General features: G+C 33.0%; 13 protein-coding genes. 2 read left to right on the top strand and 11 right to left on the bottom strand.

Annotation, left to right across the window (positions count from 1 at the left end):
- The 6 genes from BMY96_RS08170 to BMY96_RS08145 form a co-directional block, all read right to left on the bottom strand.
- Window positions 1–1461 (bottom strand): sugar porter family MFS transporter, encoded by a 1461-nt coding sequence (locus BMY96_RS08170; RefSeq protein ID WP_139205232.1) that lies wholly within the window; start codon window positions 1459–1461, stop codon window positions 1–3.
- Window positions 1462–1498: 37 nt separating this feature from the next.
- Complete coding sequence (locus BMY96_RS08165) at window positions 1499–2203, bottom strand: RraA family protein (protein ID WP_092851199.1); 705 nt, start codon at window positions 2201–2203, stop codon at window positions 1499–1501.
- Between the two features lie 218 nt (window positions 2204–2421).
- Window positions 2422–3441: a LacI family DNA-binding transcriptional regulator gene (locus BMY96_RS08160; protein ID WP_092851197.1), complete on the bottom strand. Its 1020-nt coding sequence runs from the start codon at window positions 3439–3441 to the stop codon at window positions 2422–2424.
- Between the two features lie 122 nt (window positions 3442–3563).
- Complete coding sequence (locus BMY96_RS08155; RefSeq protein ID WP_092851195.1) at window positions 3564–5894, bottom strand: GH92 family glycosyl hydrolase; 2331 nt, start codon at window positions 5892–5894, stop codon at window positions 3564–3566.
- A gap of 43 nt (window positions 5895–5937) precedes the next feature.
- A complete protein-coding gene (locus BMY96_RS08150) occupies window positions 5938–8631 on the bottom strand; it encodes a GH92 family glycosyl hydrolase (protein ID WP_092851193.1) in 2694 nt (897 codons plus the stop codon).
- Between the two features lie 28 nt (window positions 8632–8659).
- Window positions 8660–9862 carry a CaiB/BaiF CoA transferase family protein gene (locus BMY96_RS08145; RefSeq protein WP_092851191.1) on the bottom strand — a complete coding sequence of 401 codons (1203 nt, stop codon included), beginning with the start codon at window positions 9860–9862 and terminating at the stop codon, window positions 8660–8662.
- A 423-nt stretch (window positions 9863–10285) separates the two neighbouring features.
- Between BMY96_RS08145 and BMY96_RS08140 the strand changes: the two genes are divergently transcribed.
- Window positions 10286–13882 carry a glycoside hydrolase family 38 N-terminal domain-containing protein gene (locus BMY96_RS08140; RefSeq protein ID WP_092851189.1) on the top strand — a complete coding sequence of 1199 codons (3597 nt, stop codon included), beginning with the start codon at window positions 10286–10288 and terminating at the stop codon, window positions 13880–13882.
- 18 nt (window positions 13883–13900) lie between these two features.
- Window positions 13901–17509 (top strand): glycoside hydrolase family 38 N-terminal domain-containing protein, encoded by a 3609-nt coding sequence (locus BMY96_RS08135; RefSeq protein WP_092851187.1) that lies wholly within the window; start codon window positions 13901–13903, stop codon window positions 17507–17509.
- 848 nt (window positions 17510–18357) lie between these two features.
- On the opposite strand, the gene BMY96_RS08130 is transcribed toward BMY96_RS08135, so the two are convergent.
- From BMY96_RS08130 to BMY96_RS08110, 5 genes are all read right to left on the bottom strand, one after another.
- Window positions 18358–19437, bottom strand: coding sequence for a peptide-N-glycosidase F-related protein (locus BMY96_RS08130; RefSeq protein ID WP_092851185.1), 1080 nt, complete (start codon window positions 19435–19437; stop codon window positions 18358–18360).
- A 40-nt stretch (window positions 19438–19477) separates the two neighbouring features.
- Window positions 19478–20776, bottom strand: a complete 1299-nt coding sequence (gene fucP / locus BMY96_RS08125) for an L-fucose:H+ symporter permease (protein ID WP_092851183.1) — start codon at window positions 20774–20776, stop codon at window positions 19478–19480.
- A 277-nt stretch (window positions 20777–21053) separates the two neighbouring features.
- The gene (locus BMY96_RS08120; RefSeq protein ID WP_092851181.1) at window positions 21054–21767 is read right to left on the bottom strand and encodes a LytR/AlgR family response regulator transcription factor; all 714 of its coding nucleotides are present in this window, start codon (window positions 21765–21767) and stop codon (window positions 21054–21056) included.
- Window positions 21764–22486, bottom strand: a complete 723-nt coding sequence (locus BMY96_RS08115; RefSeq protein ID WP_349267201.1) for a sensor histidine kinase — start codon at window positions 22484–22486, stop codon at window positions 21764–21766. The genes BMY96_RS08120 and BMY96_RS08115 overlap by 4 nt, the downstream gene beginning before the upstream one ends.
- Before the next feature lie 465 nt (window positions 22487–22951).
- The gene (locus tag BMY96_RS08110) at window positions 22952–24817 is read right to left on the bottom strand and encodes a LamG domain-containing protein (protein ID WP_092851179.1); all 1866 of its coding nucleotides are present in this window, start codon (window positions 24815–24817) and stop codon (window positions 22952–22954) included.
- Window positions 24818–24826 lie beyond the last annotated feature (9 nt).

Below are 24826 nucleotides of genomic sequence, written 5' to 3'. Positions count from 1 at the left end.
TTATGATTTGTTTCTAGACTTAATTAATGAATGCCAGTGTTTTTCTATGTCTTCTAAAGTTTTTCCTTTTGTTTCTGGAACAAATTTCCATATAAACCAAATGGCTGGCATGGTTAAAAAGGCATACAAAAAGAAGGTTCCAGAAGCATTAATAGTTTCTATTAAAACAGGATTGGTAAGCGTGACTACAAAACCAGTAACCATTAATGAGAAACTTCCGATAGATACCGCTAAACCTCGTATTCTAGTAGGGAAAATCTCACTAATAATAACCCAAACAATTGGACCAAATGAGAATGCGAAACTTGCAACGTACATTAGTAACGGTATGATAACATATTGTGACCCCATAGCGAACAATATACCAACACCAGATAGTGAAATAAAAGCGCCTACAACTCCTATAAGTAGTAGTTTTTTTCTACCAAACTTTTCAATCTGAGAAATGGCTACAAACGTAAATGCACTATTAACAACCCCCACTAAAACCGCACCTAAAAAAGCACTTTCTACACTTTTTACAGATTCGTTAATAATATTTGGTGCATAGTACATTATTGCTGCAATACCGCTTAAATGCGCAAACATTGGAAGTAGAATACCTATTAAAAGTGGAATTCTTAAAAACGGTTGAAATAATTCTTTAAAACCTCCTGTCTCTTCTTTTTCTAGAGCCTCTATTTCTTTCATCTCCAGTTGTGCTTCTTCTTTTCCAAGTATCTTTTCCATTATCGCTAACGCTTCAACTTTTCTCCCTTTAGTAATTAACCATCTAGGGGTTTCTGGCACTATAAAAAGTAAGCCTAAGAATAGTAATGCAATAGGCACTTCTGTACCAAACATACCACGCCATAACTCATCTACAAATAACCAGTTCCAAAATGAAGATGGCTCGTTAGTAATCACCCCTGCCGCATCGCCTGCACTACTTAATACAATCCAATCTATTAAAAAGGCTAATAAAATACCTAAAGTAATGGACAACTGATATAAAGACACCATTTTACCTCTATTCTCTGGTTTAGAAAGTTCTGAAATATAAATTGGTGCCACTACAGATGTTATACCAACACCAATACCGCCTATTAATCTGACTACTATTAAGAAATTAAAAGATGTAGTAACATCTGATGTTATCCAAAAATTGTTATCCAAATTACCTAAAAATTGTGGCGGCAACATGGAACCAAAAGCAGATATTGTTAAACAAAGTGCCGCTAAAATAAGTGCCTTTTTCCTTCCAAATTTATCTGTTATAGACCCTGCCACTACGCAGCCCAAAATGGTTCCTAATAGTGCTGATGATACTACCCAACCTAACATGGCTGCAGACAATTGAAAATGCTGTTCTAGAAACGAATTACAGCCAGAAATTATAGCTGTGTCGTATCCAAACAGAAATCCTCCAATGGTAGACACAAAACTGATACCTAATAAATAATTAGATTTTTTAGTACTCATAATATGTGGTTTTAGTTTAGTTAGTTTGCATTTTACTTTACATAATGCCGAATTTATTATAAGCGTCAACAGTACTCATACCTTCTTCTAAAGCTTTTTTAACTAACTGTTCGCCTCTAGCTTTTCCTATAGCACCCATAAATGCCTCTTCTTCAACAGCTTTAGGCACTACAATTACACCATCCCTATCTCCATAAATAATATCTCCTGGATTTATGCGTGTACCTTCAATTTCAATTGGCACTCTATAATCTATCACTTTTCCTCGTGGTCCTTGATCTTGTGCATACCCGCCATAAGAGAAGGTTGGAAAATTAAGTTCTAAAACTTCATTAGTATCTCTAGAATAGCCATGAAGTACAGCACCTGCTGCTTTAAGCTTTAAAGCCCTTGTACTCATTAACCCGCCCCAAAGTGCGTATCTTGGAGACGACCCTGAACAGATATAAACTTCATCTTCCTTTAAATCGTCTAAAGCTTCGAACATAATCCCGAAAGGCTTTTTCATCATAGGGTTATTAGTATTTTTAGAAGACTCTTCAAAAACATCCGCTTCTAGCACAGGCATAGCTCTTCCTATTAAAACAAAATCTGTATTTAAAGGTTTTATACTTGGTGGAAGAAATTGATGTTGATAACCAAGTGTATCTAAAATATCGCCTACTAAGGCAACGAATAATTCTGATTTAGCTATACTGAATAGCTCTTTATCATTTTTCCATATTTTCTTTGTACTGCTCATATTAGTTTAATTAAGAAATGTTACTTAGTTGTTTTTATATTATTATAGAAGGTTTAATAACACTAATTCTAATTTTAAGACTTACATTATTAACTTCTAGCTATAGTTCTAAATTTCTAAAAATGCTTTTACATCCTTATTTTATAAGCTTTCATAAAAATAACCTACATTTAACTAAATCGGTTTAGTTAAGGTTTAAAATTATTGATTTACCGTTCTTATTGACCACAAGACTGCCTAATTTCGAGTTTTGTTTCTAAAACGATGCCTTTAGTTCCTTGTTCTGAAATTCCTTCTATTTTATTTAACAAAATATCTATTACTGAACAACCTATTTTATTAATAGGCTGAATTACAGATGTAATAGGTGGATCTACAATATCAAAAGCACTTAGTTCGTCGAAACTTACAATAGCAACCTTTTCTGGTACGCTTATGTTTAATTTTTTAAGTAATCTTAGACCTTGAGATGCCAAATAATGAGTTGAAAAAACAATCGCATCTATAGGATTTTTACCTAAAACTAAACTTTGTATAGCCTTTTCAATCTCATGTATATATTCTTCGCGTTCAATTTCGAAAATATAATCTTTATCTAGGTCTATATTAAATGTAGCTAATGCATCTTTATAACCTAATAACCTTTGTGCTATCGGCTCTAAACCTGGTTTTAACGTAATTAGCCCTATTTTTTTTCTCCCAAGATTTAAAAGGTGCTCTGTAATCTTTCTAGTTCCATCGTAATTATCTACAACCACATAATCCGTATTCTTACTAGGGTAATGTCTATCAAAAAGAACAAACGGAAATTTTTCTTTTTTCAAAAAATCAATCTCTTTTTGGTTTTGTTGCGTCGAAGCTATAATTAACCCATCTACTTGCCTATTCAACATAGATTGTATCAATTCTCCCTCCTTTTCAGGATTTTCATAAGAACTACTAAAAAGCACCGTATATCCGTTTTCTTTAGCCTTTCTTTCAATTACACCTGCTACTTTGGAATAAAACGTATCCGAAATATTAGGAATAATTAAACCTATAGTTTCACTTTTACCTCTACTAAGGCCTCGAGCCAACTGATTTGGTATATAATTATGCTTTTTAGCATATTCTATAATTTTTTGTTGTGTCTCTTGACTTATTTTATTTTCGTTTCCTTTACCATTCAAAACTAGCGAAACAGCTGTCTTGGAAACATTCAAGTCTTTTGCAATATCCTTAAGGTACACTTTTTTCATTAAGTAGAACTAAAACGGTTTAGTTAAAGTTATACAAATAAAGTAAATTTGATTTTAATTTCCCAAAAAAATGTATTTAAATTTAACTTATTCATATCTAACACCTTAAATATTATTGCTTATTAATTTAAATATTTAAGCAAAGGGGCTTCCTCTGTCATTTCAAATACTAACTCGCCTCCATTTATAATTTCTTCGTGGGTGATATAATTTCTATTTAATACCTCCCCATTCAGGGTTACAGATTCAACAATAAAACTGGTATCACTTAAATTTTTAGCTTTTATGGTAAATGTATTTCTATTTGGAAGGTTAATTTTCACTTGCTCTACCTGCGGTGCTCCTAAAATATATTGTCCTCCAGTTGGATTTACTGGATAAAAACCAAGTACACCAAACATATACCATGCAGACATTTGCCCACAATCGTCATTCCCCATCAAACCATCTGGTTTTGTGTAATAATATTCATCAATTAGTGTTTTTATGATTTTATCTGTTTTATAGGGTTTATCTGAATATTTGTACAAATAAGGCAAATGGTGACAAGGTTCATTTCCATGCCAATATTGCCCGTACGTACCATGAATATTCCAAACCAGAGTTTTAACCTCTGGCTTAAATTCTGAATAAAATAGATTGTCTAGTTTTTTTCCAAATTCTGTTTTACCCCCCATAATATCAACCAAACCTGAAATATCGTGTAAGACATGAAATTGATAATGGTATGCATTACCTTCTGTAAAATCTGAACCTTTTAGCCATTCGCCAACCACCTCAGATAAATCTATGTCTTTTTTAAATTCTCCTTTAGCATTTTTACCTCGCATAAAACCACTTTCTTTATTATATACATTTTTATAATAAGTAGCTCTTTTTTTAAGGAAGTCAGCCTCTTTTTGTTTTCCTAGTTTTTCAGCAAGTAAAGCCCCTGCATAATCGTCGTATGTATTCTCCAAAAGACGTGACACCGTTTCTCTACCATCATCAATACTAGACAGTTTAACATCGTAAGGAATGTATCCAAAGGAATCTATCAATTCTACATGATTGCGATAATGTGGTTTGGTTAAAGATGTCCAAACAGCATCAAAAATTTCCTGATCACTATAACCTTTTGGTTTTATGCCTTTTAAATAAGCATCAACAATTACAGGTACAGCATGATTACCAACCATAGTATGTGTTTCTTGTCCCCAAAGTTGCCATCTTGGTAAGTATTTATTAGCTTCTTTAGGATTTAATGAATCAACAGTCATAAATTTATAACTATCAAGCATAGAGGTATTAATATCGCTTACTAAATCTGGACTAAGAATTGTGTACATAGGGTTTGCCGCACGATACGTATCCCAGAGAGACAATGTTGAATAGTATTTACCACTGGCTGCATTTTGCACACCCGAATCGGCACTTCTAAATCTTCCATCTACATCTGCAATATTATTAGGTTGAATATAAAGATGGTACAAGCTAGTATAAAACGCTACTTTTTTATCTTCGTTTGCTTTTAAGTGAAACTTTGCTAATATGTCATTCCATTTTTTGTTGGTTGCTGCTCTAATGGAATCAAAACTATTCCATGTACTTATTTCTGTATCTAAGTTCTTTTTAGCCTCTGCTATTCCTACTGTAGATACTCCAATTTTTACTTCAAGAACTGTAGCACCTTGCATATCAAAATCAAGAATATAGCGTGGTGCCTTTTCACCTTTGTTTTCTGGTGGTGTTAGCTCTTGCTTTTTTACAATTTTCTTATTGAATTTGATTACATAATACAAATCTCTGGGCGCCCATACCCTAGCTTTTCTATAGCCAGTTAACGTATAGTCGTCTTCAAATTGTTGATTAGCTTCTAAAATATTTAAAGGAATTTCATTGATATCCCAAGAGACGCCGTATTGTAAATCTATCAATAGTTTTGCATTTTTTTCATTGTCATAAGTGTACCTATGATACGCCACTCGTTCTGTAGCAGTTAACTCTACCTGCACTTTAAAATTATCTAAATACACCTTGTAATAACCTGGTTTGGCTATTTCAGAGTCTTTGGTGTATGTAGATTTATAGTTAAATCTAGATTCACTATTAATAGTATCTGTATTTAAAGGTTGTAATAAAATATCGGACATAGAAGGACACCCAACCCCATTTAAATGTGTTTGAGTAAAGCCTATTAACCAGGGATCGTTGTACTGATAACCAGCAATATGATCCATTTCATAGCCTTTGTAATGAATATTATAAGATTCTGGACTTGGTTGCACCATTCCTAAGGGCGTTGTTGCTCCTGGAAATGTATGTCCTTCGTTTTGGGTTCCTATAAATGGGTTTACATATTGGGTGTAATCCACTGCGTGAATTGGTGCTTTTTGTTTTGATTTTTTTGTGCAACTCGACACGAAAAAAACCATCAATAAAATGAGTTTTATATTTATTATTCTAGTCTTCATAAAAGTTTTTTTAATTATAAACAATACTATTTTTTCGCTTCAATTATTCACTAATTGAAACATGTCTATCTCCTTTCAAGTCTCCCCAATTTTTATTAGGCTTTGGCCCCATTTCAAATTCTAAAGTACTACCGTTCATAATAGCATCATGATGAATCCAAGATTTTGTGTAAGCTTCTCCATTTAAAGTCGCAGATTGTATGTACACATTTTCTTTTGAGTTGTTATTCGCTATTATAGTAAAGACTTTACCATTTGCAAGATTAATACTCCCCTTATTAAAAGCGGGGCTTCCTATTTGATAAGTAGGACTACCTGGGCAGGTAGGATAAAATCCCATGGCTCCAAAAATATACCATGATGACATTTGTCCACAGTCCTCATTACCTGGTAAGCCACCAGGTGTCTCTTCAAAATTATCATTAATTAATTCTCGGATAAGCTTTTGAGTTTTCCATGGCGCTCCAACGTAATTGTATAAATATGGGGAATGCATCGAATATTCATCGCCTACGTAATAGAAGTCGTTTTTAAAGAAATGGTCTAAGTATTCCTCTAGTTTATGATTGCCTCCCATAAAATTGGCTAATCCTTGCACATCATGCGGGGCAAAAAGTGTAATGTTCCTAAAATAATTTTCTCTGTCCTTGTCGCTTCCATACGCCCACCCACTAATTGATGGGTCGTTAGCATCTCGCCAAGAACCATCGGAATTTCTTCCTCTAACCAATTTTGTTTCGGGGTCTAGCATATTTTTATAATATAGAGCACGTTTTATGAATTCATTATAGACATCTGTTTTACCTATAGCTTTCGCCATTTGTGCAATACAATAATCATCATAGGCAAACTCCATGGTTCTTATTGCCGATTCTCCATATTTATCAGTAGGTACATACCCTAATTTTTGATACTCTAAAATTCCTGCACGCGCCACATAACGACCAGTACTTTTAGTAGTTGCATTTTTAATCATGGCTTCAAACGCTTTATCAACATTATAGCCTTTGATTCCTTTTATGTATGCATCCGCAATTACAGCATCGCCATGTGTACCATGCATAATGTTTGAATAGCCTGGACTTGGCCATTTTGGAATCCAACCGCCTTCATCGTAAGAGTTAAGCAACGCTTCAATCATTACTGAAACCCTTTCAGGTTCAAGAAGTATAAGCAGTGGATGTTCCGAACGAAATGTATCCCACAATGAAAAATCAGTATACATAACTCCTGGCACTACTTTGCCATTAAACGCACTATAATGATACCCATCTTCTGTTATATTTCTTGGTAAAAGCATACAACGTTGTAAAGCGGTGTAGAAAATTTTCTTATCTGTTTCTGAGGCTTCAATCTTGATTTTACTTAATGCTTGATTCCATTTATTTTTAGTCTCTTCTGCTGTTTTTTCAAAATCCCAATGATTAATTTCACTATTTAGATTTTTTCTTGCTTGGTCTATACTTATAAAAGAAGTCCCAATTTTAACTTGTACTTTTTCGTCTTTATTAGTTTTAAAAGATACATGAACCGCATTAGCCTGAGCACCTTTAGTTGCCATTAGACTAATTTGTTCTGGCGTATGTGTTACTGGAGGTGCGCAACCAAACTTTAATGTAGCACCGCCACCACTATCAAAATATTCAATTTTAATGCTATATGTTTTAGTGGCTTCTAAAGAAACACTATACGTATTAGTAGTTGCACCTCGATTATACCAAGAATCTATAACTAATTTATCATCTAAAAATAATCGTACGCCATCATCGCTAGTAACATAAAATGTATAAACTCCTGCTTGTGTTGTTACGAGTTCACCAATGTATTTTGCTGAAAATTGATTGGGTTTTATACCTTTTGCAGGAGATTCGCTCCATTCAAAATCTATAATAGCATCATTTCTTGTAACACTTGGCTTACCAGATAAGTTTAGATTGTTATAAAATTTACCTGTAAATCCTTCAGGAAACAGAAGAGGTGTCTTTGTTATGTCAGGTTTTGGTACTATCATAAAACTATCAAAAGGCTTACTAAATTTTGCCACAAAATACGATGCAAATTCTCTACCTGTATAGCCCATATTACCTGCTCTACCTGAATTATCTGTGTAGCCTTCAATTTCGTTTTTTTCTGGATTCACTTTAAAATAACCATGTGCAAAGGGATTATCTATAACAATATGAGATGCATTAGATTTTGGGTAGCTAAACTGTAAAAACTTGGCTTTAGCAACAGCAGTTAATTCTGCTTTAATATTGTAATCGTTTAAAGTAACCGAATAATAATGTGGTTTTGCTATTTCATTTGCATGGTTAAATGTGGATGCGCGTTCTTCTGGCGTAATTTTTAAATCTCCAACCATAGGCATTATAGTTAGCGGACCATATTCAGACATAGAGGCTCCGTTTGGATAATGTGTACTCCGGAATCCTTGAATTTTTTCATGCTCCCACCAATACGGAATATCTTTTTTTGTGGTTTGTGGGCTAATCTGCGTCATTGCAAAAGGCGCTCCAACACCAGGATAAACATGCCCTTGCGGTAATTCGGCTTGACTTAAGGTAGATTTACCAGACCATGATTTTGTTCCTATTCGTGTATCAATGTAATCTATTGGAGAATTTACTTCGGTAAGTGAATCTTGAGTTTTATTAAGATTACAACTTACTGTTAAAAGCGTACCTATTACTAATGTATATATTAATTTTGAGGATATTGTAAAGGTTACGCTTTTCATATATTTCTAAAGGTTTAACAAACTGCTTTTAAAGCCTCTCAATTGTTATAACATTCTTATCAATTAACTCTTGAATTTCTTGTTTACTCAGTCCTAATTCTGCTAAAATCTCTTCTCCGTGTTCGCCCAACATTGGCGATGGTCGTTTTATTTGCCCAGGTGTTTCACTCATATAAAAAGGAATATTAGTAACCTTTACTTTTCCTGCCTTAGGGTGCTCTACCTCTACAAATGTTTTATTGTGAATAACTTGCGGATTATGTTCTACCTCAGATTGGTCGTGTACTTTGGCCACCCACAAATCCATTTCCAACATAATATCTAACCACTCATCTGCAGTTTTGGTTATTGTTACAGCTTCTATAGCTGCATGAACTTCATCACGTTTATCATAAAGTACTTGCGCATCATCATATTGCATGAGCTTAGGTTCTCCTAATGCCTTAACTAACTTAGCCCAAGGATTCATGGCTATTGTTAAATAGCCATCGCTTGTTTTATATGTTCCAAATGGTGCTCCACTTCCTGGGTGTCCTATATTTGATTCTGGTCGTACAAAAGGGGTATTTAAGTTCTGAATTGCAAAAAAATCCTGCATTTGAAAAGCTATAGCAGACGACAATAAATTTGTTTTTATTTCTTGTCCTTTACCTGTTTTCTCTCTAAAATATAATGCTGCAAGAATAGCATAAACAGAATTCAATCCGTTTACTTGGTCGCAAAGCGATGTTCCTAATACCACAGGGCTATCAGATTTTTTTCCACTAGTCATCGCAGCACCACTAACACTCTGCACTAACAAGTCTTGCCCTGGTCTAGTTACATAAGGGCCATCTGCACCCCAACCACTTGCTGAACAATAAATAATACTTGGGTTAATCTTTTTTAGGTCTTCATATCCAAAACCTAAACGCGCCATTACTCCCGGGCGAAAATTCTCAACTACTACATCTGCATCTTTAACAAGTTTGTAGATAATTTCTTTTCCTTCTTCAGATTTAATATCTATAGATAATGAGCGTTTGTTTCTATTCCACGCCATAAAACAAGGCGATTCATCTTTAGCAATCCATTTGTTTAAAAATGTCATACCTCTATAAATATCTCCAGTTCCGTTTCTTTCTATTTTTATTATATCTGCACCTAAATCACCCATCATTTGGGTTGCATAAGGCCCTTGCAGTAATTGCGAAAAATCTAAAACCTTAACGCCTTCTAGTGCTTCTTGCATTTTTGTAATTTTATAATTTTATATTAATGTAAAATCTTAATTTTAAAAACTTTTAAAGCTTCGCTCAAATTTTCATTGTTGAGATATTTAATTACTATTTTAACTTCATTTCTAACTAAAGCAGAATAAAATAAATACTCCTAAAATTCCATTTATTACTAGTTTTTACGAATTATAGTTTATTATCTAAATATAATTTTCAAATATTTAATAAAATTAACATTTCGACGAACACCTCCTTGAAATACCTAAATAACACTTTTAAAGCTACAAAAAACCTAAAAACTTAAATATACCTTATAAATAGCTATAAATAAAGCAAGTACTTATCGTTTACAATGCTAAAAAACTAAAATTATTTAATATATTTGATAACTAAACCGATTTAGTTTTATTAAAAAATTTGTTCAAATTTAATTAATTATGCACTTGAATATTAAAAAACTTTATAATTATTTTAAGCTTAGTTTTATACTGCTTTTGGTAGTTAATATTCATGCTCATGGAATTAAACCTAACATAACTAAAACTACAATAGAATTTCATGAAGGTAATGGTAATAGCCACATACAAGAGCTGAACATGAATTATAAGCTATTCAATATTTGCAAAAATGATATTGAGGGTTATAGCAAATCTTTAAACGGACGAGAATTTGGAGCTTATGGGTCAATTAGGGATGGGCTGTATAGCTCACTATTTACCCGGTCCAATAGCAACGATGAGCCTATTGTTTTTTTGACGAGTACAGTTCCTGTAGATTATAATAAAGAGACCGTTACTTTTTTTATGTTAAGTAATATTTCTCTAAAGCATAGAGACCATTTTAAGGTACATGTTAACGACAACTTTCTACTTACGTTCAAAGCCAATGAAGATGGAACTTTAGATATTACAGATAATATATCCAAAAGCAAGGCTGAATTTGTTTTATCTAAGCGTGATGGTAATGGAGATGGTTATGGTGCCATGCGACTAACCATACCAATTTCGTTTTTAGAAAAAGGAGAATCTGCAAAAATTAAAATAGAAGGCCTTAGAAAAAACGATAATGCGTGGCTTATGATTTTTACAGCTATTGATGCTGTAGAGCATATTAAAAAATCGGCAAATACAGAAGCTGCTTTTGATATTAAAGAAAAAAATGGAAAACTTTATGTAGACGCTCCAGCACATTTTTCTGGTAAAAAAGTATACGTTATAAGCGACGGTCTAAAAAGTAAAGTAAAAACATTTGAGGTGTTGGGCGAACAATCGAAAGCATCATTCACTATCGCGCCTCCTAAAAATGACTTCAAAATTGTTTATGGAAATGAAGCTCTGTCTTTACTTTTTGAAAACAACGATGGTACAACATCAAAAACCGATATTGAAGGGCATTATTTATACCATAATAAAACTAACTATAAAAATGGTTGGCGAGCTTCTTTAACAAAAATGTATCGTCCAGAATATTTTGATACGTACGACGATTTCTTTGATAAAAAATATGCAGATGGAGGGATTTCCATCATGAACTCTAGTCATCAAGACATTGCATGGGTAGACAGGCCAGAAGTTTGCATTATATTAAGAGATACGATGCTTTTAACACCTGTTATTAAAGATGCTTTTATAAGAGACGATTATGGTTTTGATATTGAAGATGGTTTAATGCTAAGAGAATATCTTAATAGACACCCAGAATCTCAAGAAAAAATTACAACACTTTTAAATAACAAATTAATCTCTGTTGGCGCTACATACAATTGCCCGTACGAAGATATGTATGATGCCGAAGATCAAGTACGTCAATTATATCTTGGTAAAAAATGGGTTAAAAAAACCTTTGGGGGGTACAATTCTAAGGTATACTGGAACGTAGATGTACCCGGAAAAACGCTACAACTACCACAAATACTCAAAAAAGCAGGTGTAGATTATATGGTAATTAGTAGACATTCTAGAGGGATGTTTCATTGGGCAAGTCCAGATGGAAGTTCTGTTTTTACATATTCCCCTGGGCATTATGGTGTTGATGAAACTATGCTAAGGCGAGGCGACATGAACTCTAAAATAAAATATGGTGCTGAACAAATAAAGTTTTGGGAGAAGAACTTTGAAGATGGTAAAGTACAAACACCACTACTATCTAGCCAAGATATGTTGCCCGCTATTGACTATTCTGATTATATAGCATCATGGAATACATTTGATACTTTAAAAGATGAAACAGGGCAAGCTAAAGACGTGTATTTACCACCTATGGAATTAATGACTGTAGATGAGTATATGCCACTTGCCGAAAAACATGCTACAAAGGTAGATACTATTTTAGGAGAACGCCCAAACGTATGGCTTTACATTCATGGGCCAGGGCATCATGATGCGCTTACAGCAAGTAGAGAAGGCTCTAAGTTACTACCAGCTGCCGAAAAATTCTTATCAATAGCCAATAAAATAGAACCTGCTAAAATGCCTTATCCATTTGAGGAATTTGATGAAGCTTGGCAAGCTAAAATTTATCCAGACCACGGTTGGGGTGGTCATGATGGCGATGTTACCGATAATCTATTTCAAGCAAATCTTGTAAAGTCAAGAACTTTAGGCCAAAATCTTTTAAATAAAGGAATTAACTTTTTATCAAGCTATATAAAATCTAATAAAAAATTAGGTGTACCCATTGTATTATATAATAGTTTATCCTGGAAACGGAATGACCCTGTAACCATTACGGTTCATTTTCCTAAAGGAAAAATTCAAAATATAGCTATTGTAGCTGCAAATAAAAAAGAAATCGCATCACAAACTAACAATAAACAATTACATGATGATGGCAGTATTAAAAGTATAGCTATTACGTTTATTGCTGAGGTTCCTTCTATTGGTTACAGTACGTATTACATTCAAAACAAAATTAGCTCTATACAAAGTAAAAACGAAAATGCGATGCTAGATACTTATGAGAATCAATTTTACAATATCACATTTGAAGATGGCGGCATTTCACAAGTATATGATAAAGCATTTAATAAAAACTTATTTAAAACAGATGCGTTTAAAATAGGAGAAGTTTTTACTATGGAATCTGTTGGAACAGGTGCTGGCGAGTTTGGAGATATACAGCAACCTTCTATGAAAGATTTTGACCAAGTAAGCATTCATAATCCTAAATGGAAGATTATAGAAAATGGCCCAGTTTATACCAAATATAGACTAGAGCAACAAATTTTACATAGTATAGTAAGACAAGATGTAACGTTGTATCATAACTTAAAACGTGTTTATTTTAATACCAGTTTACGCAATTGGTCTGGTGAATTATATCGCGAATTTAGAACAGCATTTCCTATAAACATGGATAACCCAGAAGTGGCTCACGAAGTACCTTTTGGAAACGTACGCGTTGGTAAAGATGAAATTGAAACTGGTGGCGAATGGTATACAGCACTTTGTAAAAATGTACGTCCAAGAGGCATTATAGATTGGATTTCTGCAACAGAGGATGATGTATCTATAACTTTAAGCTCATCTGTAGCTGCTGCCGATTGGATTGACCCAACAGGAAAAACAAATACAACTATGTTACAAAATTTGTTACTAGCCAGTAGACGATCATGCCATTGGGAGGGTAATGAATATTTACAAGGTGGCGACCACAATTATCACAATGTATTTACATCCAACAAATCAGGAAGTGTAAAGGGACAAAAAATAGCAAAACAAGAAAACGAACCTATACAAGTTGTTTTTAACCCTGTAACCACTTCAAAACCATACTTGCCAGAAAATTTGAGTTTCTTTAAAATTGATGCGGAAAATGTCATCATCACAACCATTAAAAAAGCGGAAGATTCTGAAGATTTTATTGCAAGAATGTACAATCTTAAAGATGGAAATGAAAGCGTAACGATGTCTTCCTATTTCAATATAAACTCTTATAAGCATACTAATATTATAGAAGAAAATCCTAAAATAATAGCACCAAGATTAGAACTTGGTAAATATGCTATTGAAACTTTTAGCCTGGGTACTAAATAAAAATTAATACATTAAAAAATGAAAATCAAAAATCAAAAATCAATCCTTAATCTAATTTGTAGTTTCGGTTTAGCCTTAATTACTATTAGCGCAGCTTATGCAAACGATGGTGTTTTAAAAACCCCTAAAAGTTCCGCTTTTCATGGTGGTACCGGAAGTGTTGGACATATAGAAAGTCTTAACGTCAATTATCGTTTACATCAAATTTGTAAAAATGACATAGAAGGGTATAAAGAAATGCTTTCTGGGTCTGAATATTTCTTGTATCCATCATTAAGAGAAGATATGAATGTGGCAATGATTTCGAGAGCTACCACAGGAGAAAAAGGATTTGAGTTTTTAACAGGCGAGGTTCCTAAAAACTACGCTAAGGATAAAGTAAATTTCTTTTTTTTGAGTGATATTGATTTTAACTTAAGAGAATCCTTTGACATTTTTATTAATGACAAGCCGTTACTAACTTTTAATTCTAACAAAGATGGCTCACTTTCCATTACAGAAAATCCTGGAAATGGTAATGCCGAATACATTTTAGTAAGAAGAGACTTAAACGGCGACGGCCTTGGTGCTTTTCGTTTAACCGTACCTACATCATCTCTAAAAAAAGGAGAAAGTGCAAAAATTAAAGTTGTTGGGCGTAAAAAAAGCTCCAACTGTTGGTTCATGATATTTAAAGGTACAGACGTGGTAGAACGCATAAATAAATCTGTTACCGATGAAGCTGCTTTTAGTATTAAACAAAAAGACGGGAAACTTTATGTTGATGCACCTGCACATTTTGCTGGCAAATCAATTTACGTTATATCGGATGGCAAAAAAAGTAAAACAAAAACATTTACTGGTCAAGGCGAACTTGCTAAAGCATCATTTAGTATAAATGCTCCAAAACACACTTTCAAAATTGTTCACAATATCCAGGAGATTGTTGTAGCCTTTGACGAAGGCGATGGGAAAATAATGAAGTCAGAAATTGAAGGTAGTTTTCTATATCATCATGTTGCCAATTTTAATCCAAATTGGACAGCTTCTTTAGCAAAATTATACAAGCCAGAGTTTTTTGATACCTATGATGATTTTTTTGATAAAAAATACGAAACAGGTCTGGTATCTATAATGAATTCTAGCCACCAAGATATTGCTTGGGTAGACAGACCAGAAGTATGCATTATTTTAAGAGACACCTTACTCCTTGCACCAGTACTTAAAGATGCTTTTATAAGAGATGATTATGGTTTTGATATTGAAGATGGATTAATGCTTCGCGAATATATTGAAAGACACCCAGGTTCTGAAGAGCAAATTACAACATTACTGCAACGAAAATTAATGTCTGTTGGTGCTACTTACAATTGCCCTTATGAGGATATGTATGATGCCGAAGACCAAGTAAGACAATTGTACTTAGGCAAAAAGTGGGTTAAAAAAACCTTTGGAGGATACGACTCTAAAGTATACTGGAATGTTGATGTACCAGGAAAAACAATGCAACTCCCGCAAATATTAAAAAAAGCTGGTGTTGATTATATGGTAATTAGTAGGCATGCAAAAGGCATGTTCCATTGGGCTAGCCCAGACGGAAGCTCCGTATTTACCTACTCTCCAGGACATTACGGTAACGATTTACTTTACCTTTCTAGAGATATGAATAATAAAATGAAATATGGTGCAGAACAAGTATTGTATTGGGAAAATAGTTTCGACGAAGGTAAAATACAAACCCCTTTACTATCTAGTCAAGACATGTTGCCAGCCATTGATTACTCCGACTATATTGATACATGGAATGCCTTTGATAAAGTAAAAGATACCGAAGGTAAGGACATAGATGTACATTTACCAAAAATGGAATTAATGACTGTTGATGAATTTTTTCCTTTAGCTGAAAAAAATGCAACTAAGGTAGATACAATTATGGGAGAACGCCCTAATGTTTGGGTTTACATTCATGGTCCTGGACATCATGATGCACTTACAGCAAGCAGAGAAGCATCTAAATTATTGCCGGCCGCTGAAAAGTTTTTATCCATAGCAAATAAAATTGAACCAGAATTATCACCATATCCATTTGAAGCCTTAGATGAAGCGTGGCAAGCCAAAATTTACCCAGACCATGGTTGGGGTGGTCATGACGGTGACGTTACAGATAACCTTTTTAAAGAGAGTTTTGTAAAATCTAGAACCATGGGGCAAAACCTTTTAAATGATGGTATAGAGCTTATTTCGTCTAAAATTAAAAAGAATGAAAAATTAGGTAAGCCTATCGTGCTTTTTAATAGTTTATCATGGCAAAGAACAGACCCTGTAACTACCACATTAAAATTTAATAAAGCAGTAACAAAGCATATCACTATTGTATCTGCTGATAAAAAAGAAGTACCATCTCAAACATCTAATGCTAAATATTATGATGATGGAAGTATTAAAAGTATTGATGTAACTTTTATAGCAAAAGATATCCCTTCCATAGGTTATGCTACATATTACTTACAAAATAAAAATTCGTCTTCAAAAAACAAAAAGAGTTCCGCTACAATTAATAAGTATAATAACCCTTTTTACGATATTACTTTTGAAAAAGGCGGCATTACTAGCGTATTTGATAAAGAATTAAAGAAAGAACTATTTGATAGTAGTGTATTTAAAGCTGGCGATGTATTTACTATGGAATCTGTAGGAAACGGAGCCGGAGAATTTGGAGATGTACAACAACCTACCATGAAAGATTACGATCAAGTAAGTGCTCACAATACCCAATGGGAAATACTAGAAAATGGTACTGTTTACACCAAATACAGGCTTGAACAACAAATTAATCACGCCATTGTAAGACAAGATGTAACACTATATCACGATTTAAAACGCATTTACTTTAATACAAGCTTACGCAATTGGTCTGGAGAATTATACAGAGAATTTAGAACTGCATTTCCTATAAATATGGACAATCCTGAAATAGCTCATGAAGTGCCTTTTGGAAGTGTTCGCGTTGGAAAAGACGAAATTGAAACAGCAGGAGAACGATACACACCACTTTGTAAAGATGTACACCCAAGAGCTATTATAGATTGGATTTCGGCTACTGATAATGACATATCGGTAACTTTAAGCTCATCTGTAGCTGCCGCAGATTGGATAGATCCAACTGGTAAAACTAAAGCTGGCACACCAATACTACAAAACCTTTTGTTAGCAAGTAGAACCTCTTGCCATTGGGAAGGTAATGAATATTCTCAAGGAGGAAATCATAACTTTCATAACGTATTCACATCGAACAAAGCTGGAAGTATTATTGGGCAAAAAGTTGCGAAGCAAGAAAACGAGCCTATACAGGTAGTCCTAAATACAATAACAGCAGCTAAACCATATTTACCAGAACAATTAAGTTTCTTTTCTTTTGATTCTGAAAATGTAATTGTTACTACCGTAAAAAAAGCAGAAGACTCAGAAGATTTTATTACAAGAATGTATAATGTAAAAGACACAAATGAAACGGTAAACATATCTTCTTACTTTGATATTAAGTCTCAAAACCACACAAATATTATTGAAGAAAACCCAGTTCCTGTTGCACCAGCATTAAACGTTGGAAAATACTCAATAGAGACCTTTAGCATAGAAACTAAATAACCAACCATCCTTTTTTTTTTAGTAAAAATGGCTATCTAAACTTAATCTAGATAGTCATTTTTTTTTACGCTTTTCCACTATTAATCGACAAATTTTCATGAAAACACTTTATTAATAACTTTTTTATCGCAGTAAACAAAATTACGATTTAGACTACTTCAAAAAGTATGTTGAAGAAACTATAACCCAATAAAAAACCAATTTTATTTTTAAAGCAAACAAATATCCTAAGTATTATCTTCCTACTTTTTAAGAGAGCATAAACCTTAAAGGGGCTAAAACTAATTTTTAAGGAATAGTCATTACTAAAAGCATAAAAATTCATGTTATTTTTCAATAAATACGATATATTTATAACTCTACAGAGTAGTATTACGGGGTCTAGTACAGCTAATTAAATATTAAAAATAAATGAACCATCTTATAATTACTTTAAAATAAATAACTGGTTAAGGCTAGATTTAAATGGTAAGTTTAGACCAATAAGTATAAATAAAGCTATACATAAATTTTAAACTTAAAGAGAGAAGAAATAAATAACACAAATTTATTTCACACCCTTATATACTAGAAAAAGGAAAGACCGGAAACCAAATAGTGTGCCAATGCATAAAACATATTCTTATAATTTAAGCCGTTTTTATATAAACACTTAAGCTAAAGCAAAAATTAATAATTGTTCGTGTACCGCCTTTGGTTAAAAATAAAAAGCAAACTTATTAAATGCTAAATACCAATTAAATTATACTGCATCCTTTGTTATTCCAGCTGAAACAAAATCCTATAAAAACACCAGGGATTATCATGAAAAAACTAAAGGTATTAACGCGTTTATGAAATAAGCTTTTTTAGTTACTTACAACTGGAGGCTGTATTGGTGTTTTACTTTTTACTACTACATAAGTTGAAATAGCATAATACGCTCCGGTTTGACTTGACTGTGTGCCACCATCTGCGACCCAATCTTCAAAATCATATTCAAAATTAAATGTATTATTGGAGTTCGCCTTATCAAATTTATCTACCCTAACAGGTACAGCCATTCCTGGACACCATCCCGCCCTATCTGGTGCCCAATTACCGCGTTGCGGGTTTATTTTATTGCTTCCACACCCAATAGGATTTAATTCGTGTGTAAATGTAGGTTCATTATTAATAAGAATTTTGTGAGTTCTAAAGCACCATTCTGCACAACCTCTGCCATCGCTATCTGCAGGAGTGGCATGCCCCCAACCAGAAATAACCGTTCGTAAATGTGTACTAAATGTATTACTTGGTATACCTATAGATTTTGTTAAATCAAATCCTTCAGTACTACTTCCATAAGGTACACCTGCTAAAGACAATGTGTTATATGCCATAACCTCTGATACGGCATAATAAGGATAATCTGGTATACCTTGCTCAAAATCAAACTCTACTGATAAATTCCAACCATCGGCTCCCCATGTCTCTATAAACCCCTTTAATTCAACTTGTCCTTCAAGTAAGGATTTAAAATCGGTAACATCTATTTCTATTCCTCTTGTAAGCTGAGACGTATCAACGCCGTATGGCGTAATAAAACGCCCCAATTCAAACCACTTTTCCGTTTTTTTATCCTTCACACTAATATTAGCATACACATCCCATATATTACAACCCACAGAAGGACAGTCTAAATTTATAAACATCTTGATTGATTTTATATTGGTATTATCGTCGTTTAAAGTAAAAGTGTTAATTTTTGTTTGACTAAGTCCCGCTCCAAATGCAACTCTAGTTTGGCTAAATGTTTTAAAATTTAGAGTTTCAAAATTTTCTAAAAGGTTATTCTCTTTAGAATTCTCATTTTCAGTTTCACTACTACCACTACAAGAATTTAACGTAGCTACTAATACAACACATAGTATTACCCTTGATGCTTTTTTAAAATATTCTTTTTTCATAATTTTTATTTAGTTGCATTTTTATTAAATAGCTATATAACTACCTATCATAACTAGAAAACACTTTTCTACCATACCAAGCAATGTATACAAAACATAATAAAGGTAGCACAAAGGAGATGTTTACTTCTGGCACCGATAAAATAGTTACATCTGCAACTCCATTCCCTCCAATATCAATGATTACGCCTTGTAATTTTGGTAATAATGCTCCTCCAACAATGGCCATAACTAAACCTGCTGAACCAACTTTAGATTGTTCTTCCGTAAGGTCTTTTAGAGCAATTCCATAAATAGTTGGAAACATTAAAGACATGCAAAAAGACGCCCCTACCAAACAGTACAAACCTATAACACCCTTTATAAAAACTGTAGAACTAACAAATATAATAGCTAAAACAGCAAAACACATAAGTAATTTTCCAGAGCTTATGAATTTTAACAAATAAGTACCAACAGCTCGCCCAAAAGTAAATAGTATAAAAGCTACCATTTGGTAATAACCCGCTGTTACATTATTTATATTTATGGCTTCGGCGTATTGATAAATATAAGTCCAACACATAATTTGTGCTCCTACGTATAGCACTTGTGCTAAAACACCTAATGTGTACTTTTTATTATTTAAAAGCATTGAAAAGGTTTCTGTAATATTAGGCATGCTGCCTTCTGTTTTAGGTTGCGGCATTTTACTTATAAAAAACAATACAAAAACTCCTAAAACAACCAAGCCTAGAATTACATAAGGATTGCGAATTACTAATAAGTCGGATGTTTTTATTAAGATTTTTGAAGCTTCATCCAAAGCGCTAAAATCAGTGATATCGTCGGATTTTAATTTTTTTAACACAAACTGTTGCGCTACAAATAAACCTGCAATAAGCCCTAATGGATTAAAAGCCTGAGCTAAATTTAATCTTTGAGTAGCCGTTTCCTTGGGGCCCAAAGCTAAAGCATAAGGATTAGCGGCCGTTTCTAGAAATGCCAACCCAAATGTTATAATATAAAGTCCAAAACAAAAAAACCAAAATTGTTCCATCAGTGCTGCCGGATAAAACATCAAAGCACCAATAGCATATAAGCCCAAACCTATTAATATACCAACTTTATAAGAATACTTTCTCATAAACATAGCGGCAGGCATTGCCATACAGAAATAGCCACCATAAAATGCCATTTGTACCCAAGCGGCTTGCGAGTTTGATAGCTCTAGAACTTTTTTAAAGGCTTGTACCATGGGATCGGTAACGGCATTTGCAAAACCCCATAATGCAAATAATGATGTAACTAAAACAAAAGGAAACAAAACATTTTGCGAAACAACTTTTGGTTTATGCATATTTTTTTATTTAAGTACTTTGTTAAAAAAAAAGAAGTATCGTTTAACAGGCTTACTTTTAAAACTTCTATAGAATTGCTACTAAAAGAATTTCAATGATAAACAAACCTATATACCTTATAGAAAAATTTCGACCAACAACAACTATGGTATGCTAAATATTTTTTTTAAAATTAAATAGTAAGAATCTAAAATTTCAAACCATTAGAATAGGTGGCTTAAAAATAAATATATTAAGCGGTGCACTAGAAAATAAGTCTATCTCCCGGAACTAAATTTAAATTACTAAACCCGATTTTAGAATCTTATCTTTAACTTTTTCTGCATAAGTTCTTCCTATTGTATATCTTATCCCGTCAATTTCAAGGCTATTAGCTTCTATAGCATCTATTTTATTTATGGCTATTGTATAGGAACGGTGAATTCTAATAAAGTTATCTGGTAATAAATCGGTAAATGCACTTAAGGTTTGATGTATTATAAAACGCCCTGATTCTGTTTTTATTTTTAAATAATCCTTTAGGCTTTCAATCACTAATATTTCATCGATGTAAACTTTCTGAAGTTTCTTCTTGTCTATTTTTATAAAAATATAAGGACGATTAGTTAACTGAGAATCTGAACTAGATTTTGACTCAAATGCACTAGTTATTTTATTAACTGTTTTTACAAATCTAGAAAATTCTATTGGCTTCATCAAATAATCAAAAACTTCTAAATCGTAGGACTCAACAGCGTGTTCTTTATAAGCACTAGTAATTATAATAGTTGGTTTTTTTGTTAAGCTCCTTATAAAGCTTAAACCATCTAGTAAAGGCATATTAATATCCAAAAAAATTACATCTACAGAGTTTTCTTTTAAATATGCCAATCCATCTATTGCATTATTAAAAGTAGCAAGCAGCTCAAAAACTGGAAATTCTTTTAAATAACTTTTAATAACTTCAATTGCTAACGGTTCGTCTTCAATTATGATACTTCTAATTATCATACTACTTTAAGTTTTAATTTAACATTGAAATTTTTGCCAGAATCATCAATCTTAAGAATATAATCGTCTTGATTATATCCTAAAGTTAATCTTTTTTTAACGTTCTCCAAGCCAATACCTCCTTCGTACTTCATTGTATTTGTATATCCTTCTTCTTGCAGTTCTTGGGGCTTTGGGTTAGAAATATAAAAGTAAAGATAATTTTTTTTAACTTTAAAGTTAATACTTATTTTAACCTTATCTATATTTTTATTGACCCCATGCTTAAATGCATTTTCAATAAATGATATTAGCAGCATTGGAGCAATAGTTTTATTATGTATATCTCCAGAGATATTCATATCAATTACTAATTTATTACCATGTCTTATTCTCTCAATTTCTAAATAGTTTTCTATAAAATGTAATTCGTTTTCTAATGTTTGCCTCTTTTTTCTAGTTTCGTATAGCAAATATTTAAGTAATCCTGCAAGCTTAATGATTACCTTCGATGTTTTATTAGAATTAGTAATGGAAAGCGCATAAATATTATTGAGCGTATTTAGAAAAAAATGAGGAGATACTTGCGCTCTTAAAAACTGAAGTTCGGTTTCTAACTGAATTTTTTCTAAATCTGTTAAACGTTTATTCTCTTCTAACCAATCGAATGTTATTTTTATGGCCGCTACGAACGCTATAACATATAATTCTCCTATCATCATATCAACAATATAGTTCATAGTAAGATGATTAATAATCTCCGGTCCCTCTGGCCAAACATCAGTACTTACTAAAAAATATGTTAAATTAAATTTCAATAACACCATTAGAAATATAGCCGACAGTAAAGACAATATGTAGAATAATATACGTCGTTTAAAAAGAAACACTGGCATTAAAACGTATAAATTGAGATAACAAAGTGACATGTGTATTGGAAAACCAATCAAATTTGTTTGTAATGAATACAGGTAATCATTAAAATAACTACCCCAACGAAACGTATTGAACAAAAAATAAATCAACCAAAACATCACATGATGTTTTAAGGTAATTTTGTATATCCTTGCTGGTTTTAATTTAGTATAGTACGACATAAGGATTTATTTCCCTTAAAAAGTATTTTTTTTTACAAGTTATTAAAAAAAAACGTTAGACACAGATGTCTAACGTTTTTTAGTATTAAAAACAATGATAGAAATTAACTATTTATTCCATATAACACCTCTCAATTCTCCAGCATAATCTCCAGTTTCATCCTTAAACTGTATACCTTTAACTCTATCTAGAGGGAAATATATTTGTAAATTTGATTCTGTGCCGTCTATATCTGCATCAAACTGTCCAACAGTACGAACTTCATCCCAAACTCTAAAATCCTTGATATCCCCGTTCATTTTAAAACCAAAAGAATTACCTAACCAAATTTCTTCCCATCCAGATACTGCTGGAACTCCTATATCTGTAGATTGTCCTACCATCTCGCCATCTACATATATTGAAGTTGTCATTATTGTATTATCATGCACAATAGCTACGTGTTGCCAAGTTCCAGATTTTAATGTTCCAGCTGGATACTCAGGACCAATATAACCAAATCCTTCTACGTTGGTCCAGTTCCAACCTCCACCAGAATTAAGCACATTTTCTTCAGTTAATTCAGCATAACCATTTACACGAAAGCCAATATTACCATTACCCATAATATCGCCAATTGGAGGGGTGGTTGTAAAGTTTAAAGTTTTTAACCTGACTTCAAACTCATAAGTATAATCGCCTTGTGGAGTATAATTAGGAGTAATTCTTAAACCTACGGCATTTGGATCTTCACTATCAATGTAAACTCCATCTGCAGGTGCAACGAGGTTTGCATTAATTAAGTTTATAGCATCAGTCAACCTAGCTGCCTCATCATCGAGAGCTGTTTGTCTAGTTTCATTTTCTAGTGTATCATTAGCAGATGCAATTAAACTATCAATATATTCTAATACTCCTATAGGATAATCACCATCCATATCACCTTCAGTAACCGTAGTTCTAAAATCAGTTATTTGTTGGATAGAGGCATTCAAATTCGTGTAGTCTAGGAGAATTATTGGTGGCTCTGAAACCCACTCAACTGTCCCATTTATTGTGGCAGTATAATCACCACTAATATCAGAAAAGGACGAACCTAAATTTGATCCAAGGGGGAAATATACTTCAAGTCCTGACTCTGAACCATCAAAAGATGCACCAATATTACTTTGTATTGTACTTGCGTCTAACACGCTATTCCAAACTCTAAATTCTTTGTAAAGTGCATTACTTACTCTTTCAATAAAAGCCGGACTATTTCCTAATATTAATGGTAAATTCGATAAAGCAGGAACTGCTTCTAAAGTAGCCACTAACTGACCATTAACATATAAATTACTTGTAGATTGATTATTTGTTAAAGCAATATTAATCCATTGACCTGCCACTAGAGTTCCAACTGGAGCTTCTGCTTCTGGCCATGTACCACCAATACCTGCATAAATCTCAACTTGTCCGTCTCCAAAATAACGTACACCTAGACCGTTCGCAGCAGGATCGACTGATGAAATTAAATTAGCACAGCATCCTGAAGGGTTAATATCAACTATGTATACTTGAAATTCAACTGTAACATCATTAAAATATAATGCTTTAATATTATCTGAAAATTGAATACCTGCTCCATTCTCCGATTTAACCCAAGGAAAAGCTTCAGAAACCAAACTCACTAAAAATTTATCGATGGCTGCATTAATTTTTACAACAGCATCATCTATATCAGCTTGAGCTTTAGAACTTTCTATTCGTTTATAAATCCAATTTACAACATCTTGTAAACTCTGTTTAGATCCTGGCTGAAAATCCCCGGCGTTTATACCTTCTACTGAAGTAGCAATTAAGTTTTCAGCTTCATCAATTCTTGCTTCCAATAGAGCTATATCAAAATTCTGTCCCGTGGCATCGTCATCGTTTGCACAAGACACGGCAAACAGCACCAGTATAATAGGCAACGCTAGTGCTACTTTTTTTAAATTCTTAAACATTTTTTTCATGGTATTTTT

Origin of the sequence: Algibacter pectinivorans (assembly GCF_900112595.1) — a bacterium.
In the GTDB taxonomy this organism is placed as follows: domain Bacteria; phylum Bacteroidota; class Bacteroidia; order Flavobacteriales; family Flavobacteriaceae; genus Algibacter_B; species Algibacter_B pectinivorans.
The sequence above is the reverse complement of the archived record's forward strand: the minus strand, read 5'-3'. Positions and strand labels throughout refer to the sequence as shown.

Excerpts from the sequence above, each read along its gene's own strand:
- BMY96_RS08130 (WP_092851185.1), bottom strand. The coding sequence starts at position 19,437 with ATGAAAAAAGAATATTTTAAAAAAGCATCAAGGGTAATACTATGTGTT.
- BMY96_RS08140 (WP_092851189.1), top strand. The coding sequence starts at position 10,286 with ATGCACTTGAATATTAAAAAACTTTATAATTATTTTAAGCTTAGTTTT.
- BMY96_RS08120 (WP_092851181.1), bottom strand. The coding sequence starts at position 21,767 with ATGATAATTAGAAGTATCATAATTGAAGACGAACCGTTAGCAATTGAA.
- BMY96_RS08115 (WP_349267201.1), bottom strand. The coding sequence starts at position 22,486 with ATGAACTATATTGTTGATATGATGATAGGAGAATTATATGTTATAGCG.
- BMY96_RS08145 (WP_092851191.1), bottom strand. The coding sequence starts at position 9,862 with ATGCAAGAAGCACTAGAAGGCGTTAAGGTTTTAGATTTTTCGCAATTA.
- BMY96_RS08165 (WP_092851199.1), bottom strand. The coding sequence starts at position 2,203 with ATGAGCAGTACAAAGAAAATATGGAAAAATGATAAAGAGCTATTCAGT.
- fucP (WP_092851183.1), bottom strand. The coding sequence starts at position 20,776 with ATGCATAAACCAAAAGTTGTTTCGCAAAATGTTTTGTTTCCTTTTGTT.
- BMY96_RS08150 (WP_092851193.1), bottom strand. The coding sequence starts at position 8,631 with ATGAAAAGCGTAACCTTTACAATATCCTCAAAATTAATATATACATTA.
- BMY96_RS08170 (WP_139205232.1), bottom strand. The coding sequence starts at position 1,461 with ATGAGTACTAAAAAATCTAATTATTTATTAGGTATCAGTTTTGTGTCT.
- BMY96_RS08160 (WP_092851197.1), bottom strand. The coding sequence starts at position 3,441 with ATGAAAAAAGTGTACCTTAAGGATATTGCAAAAGACTTGAATGTTTCC.
- BMY96_RS08155 (WP_092851195.1), bottom strand. The coding sequence starts at position 5,894 with ATGAAGACTAGAATAATAAATATAAAACTCATTTTATTGATGGTTTTT.
- BMY96_RS08135 (WP_092851187.1), top strand. The coding sequence starts at position 13,901 with ATGAAAATCAAAAATCAAAAATCAATCCTTAATCTAATTTGTAGTTTC.
- BMY96_RS08110 (WP_092851179.1), bottom strand. The coding sequence starts at position 24,817 with ATGAAAAAAATGTTTAAGAATTTAAAAAAAGTAGCACTAGCGTTGCCT.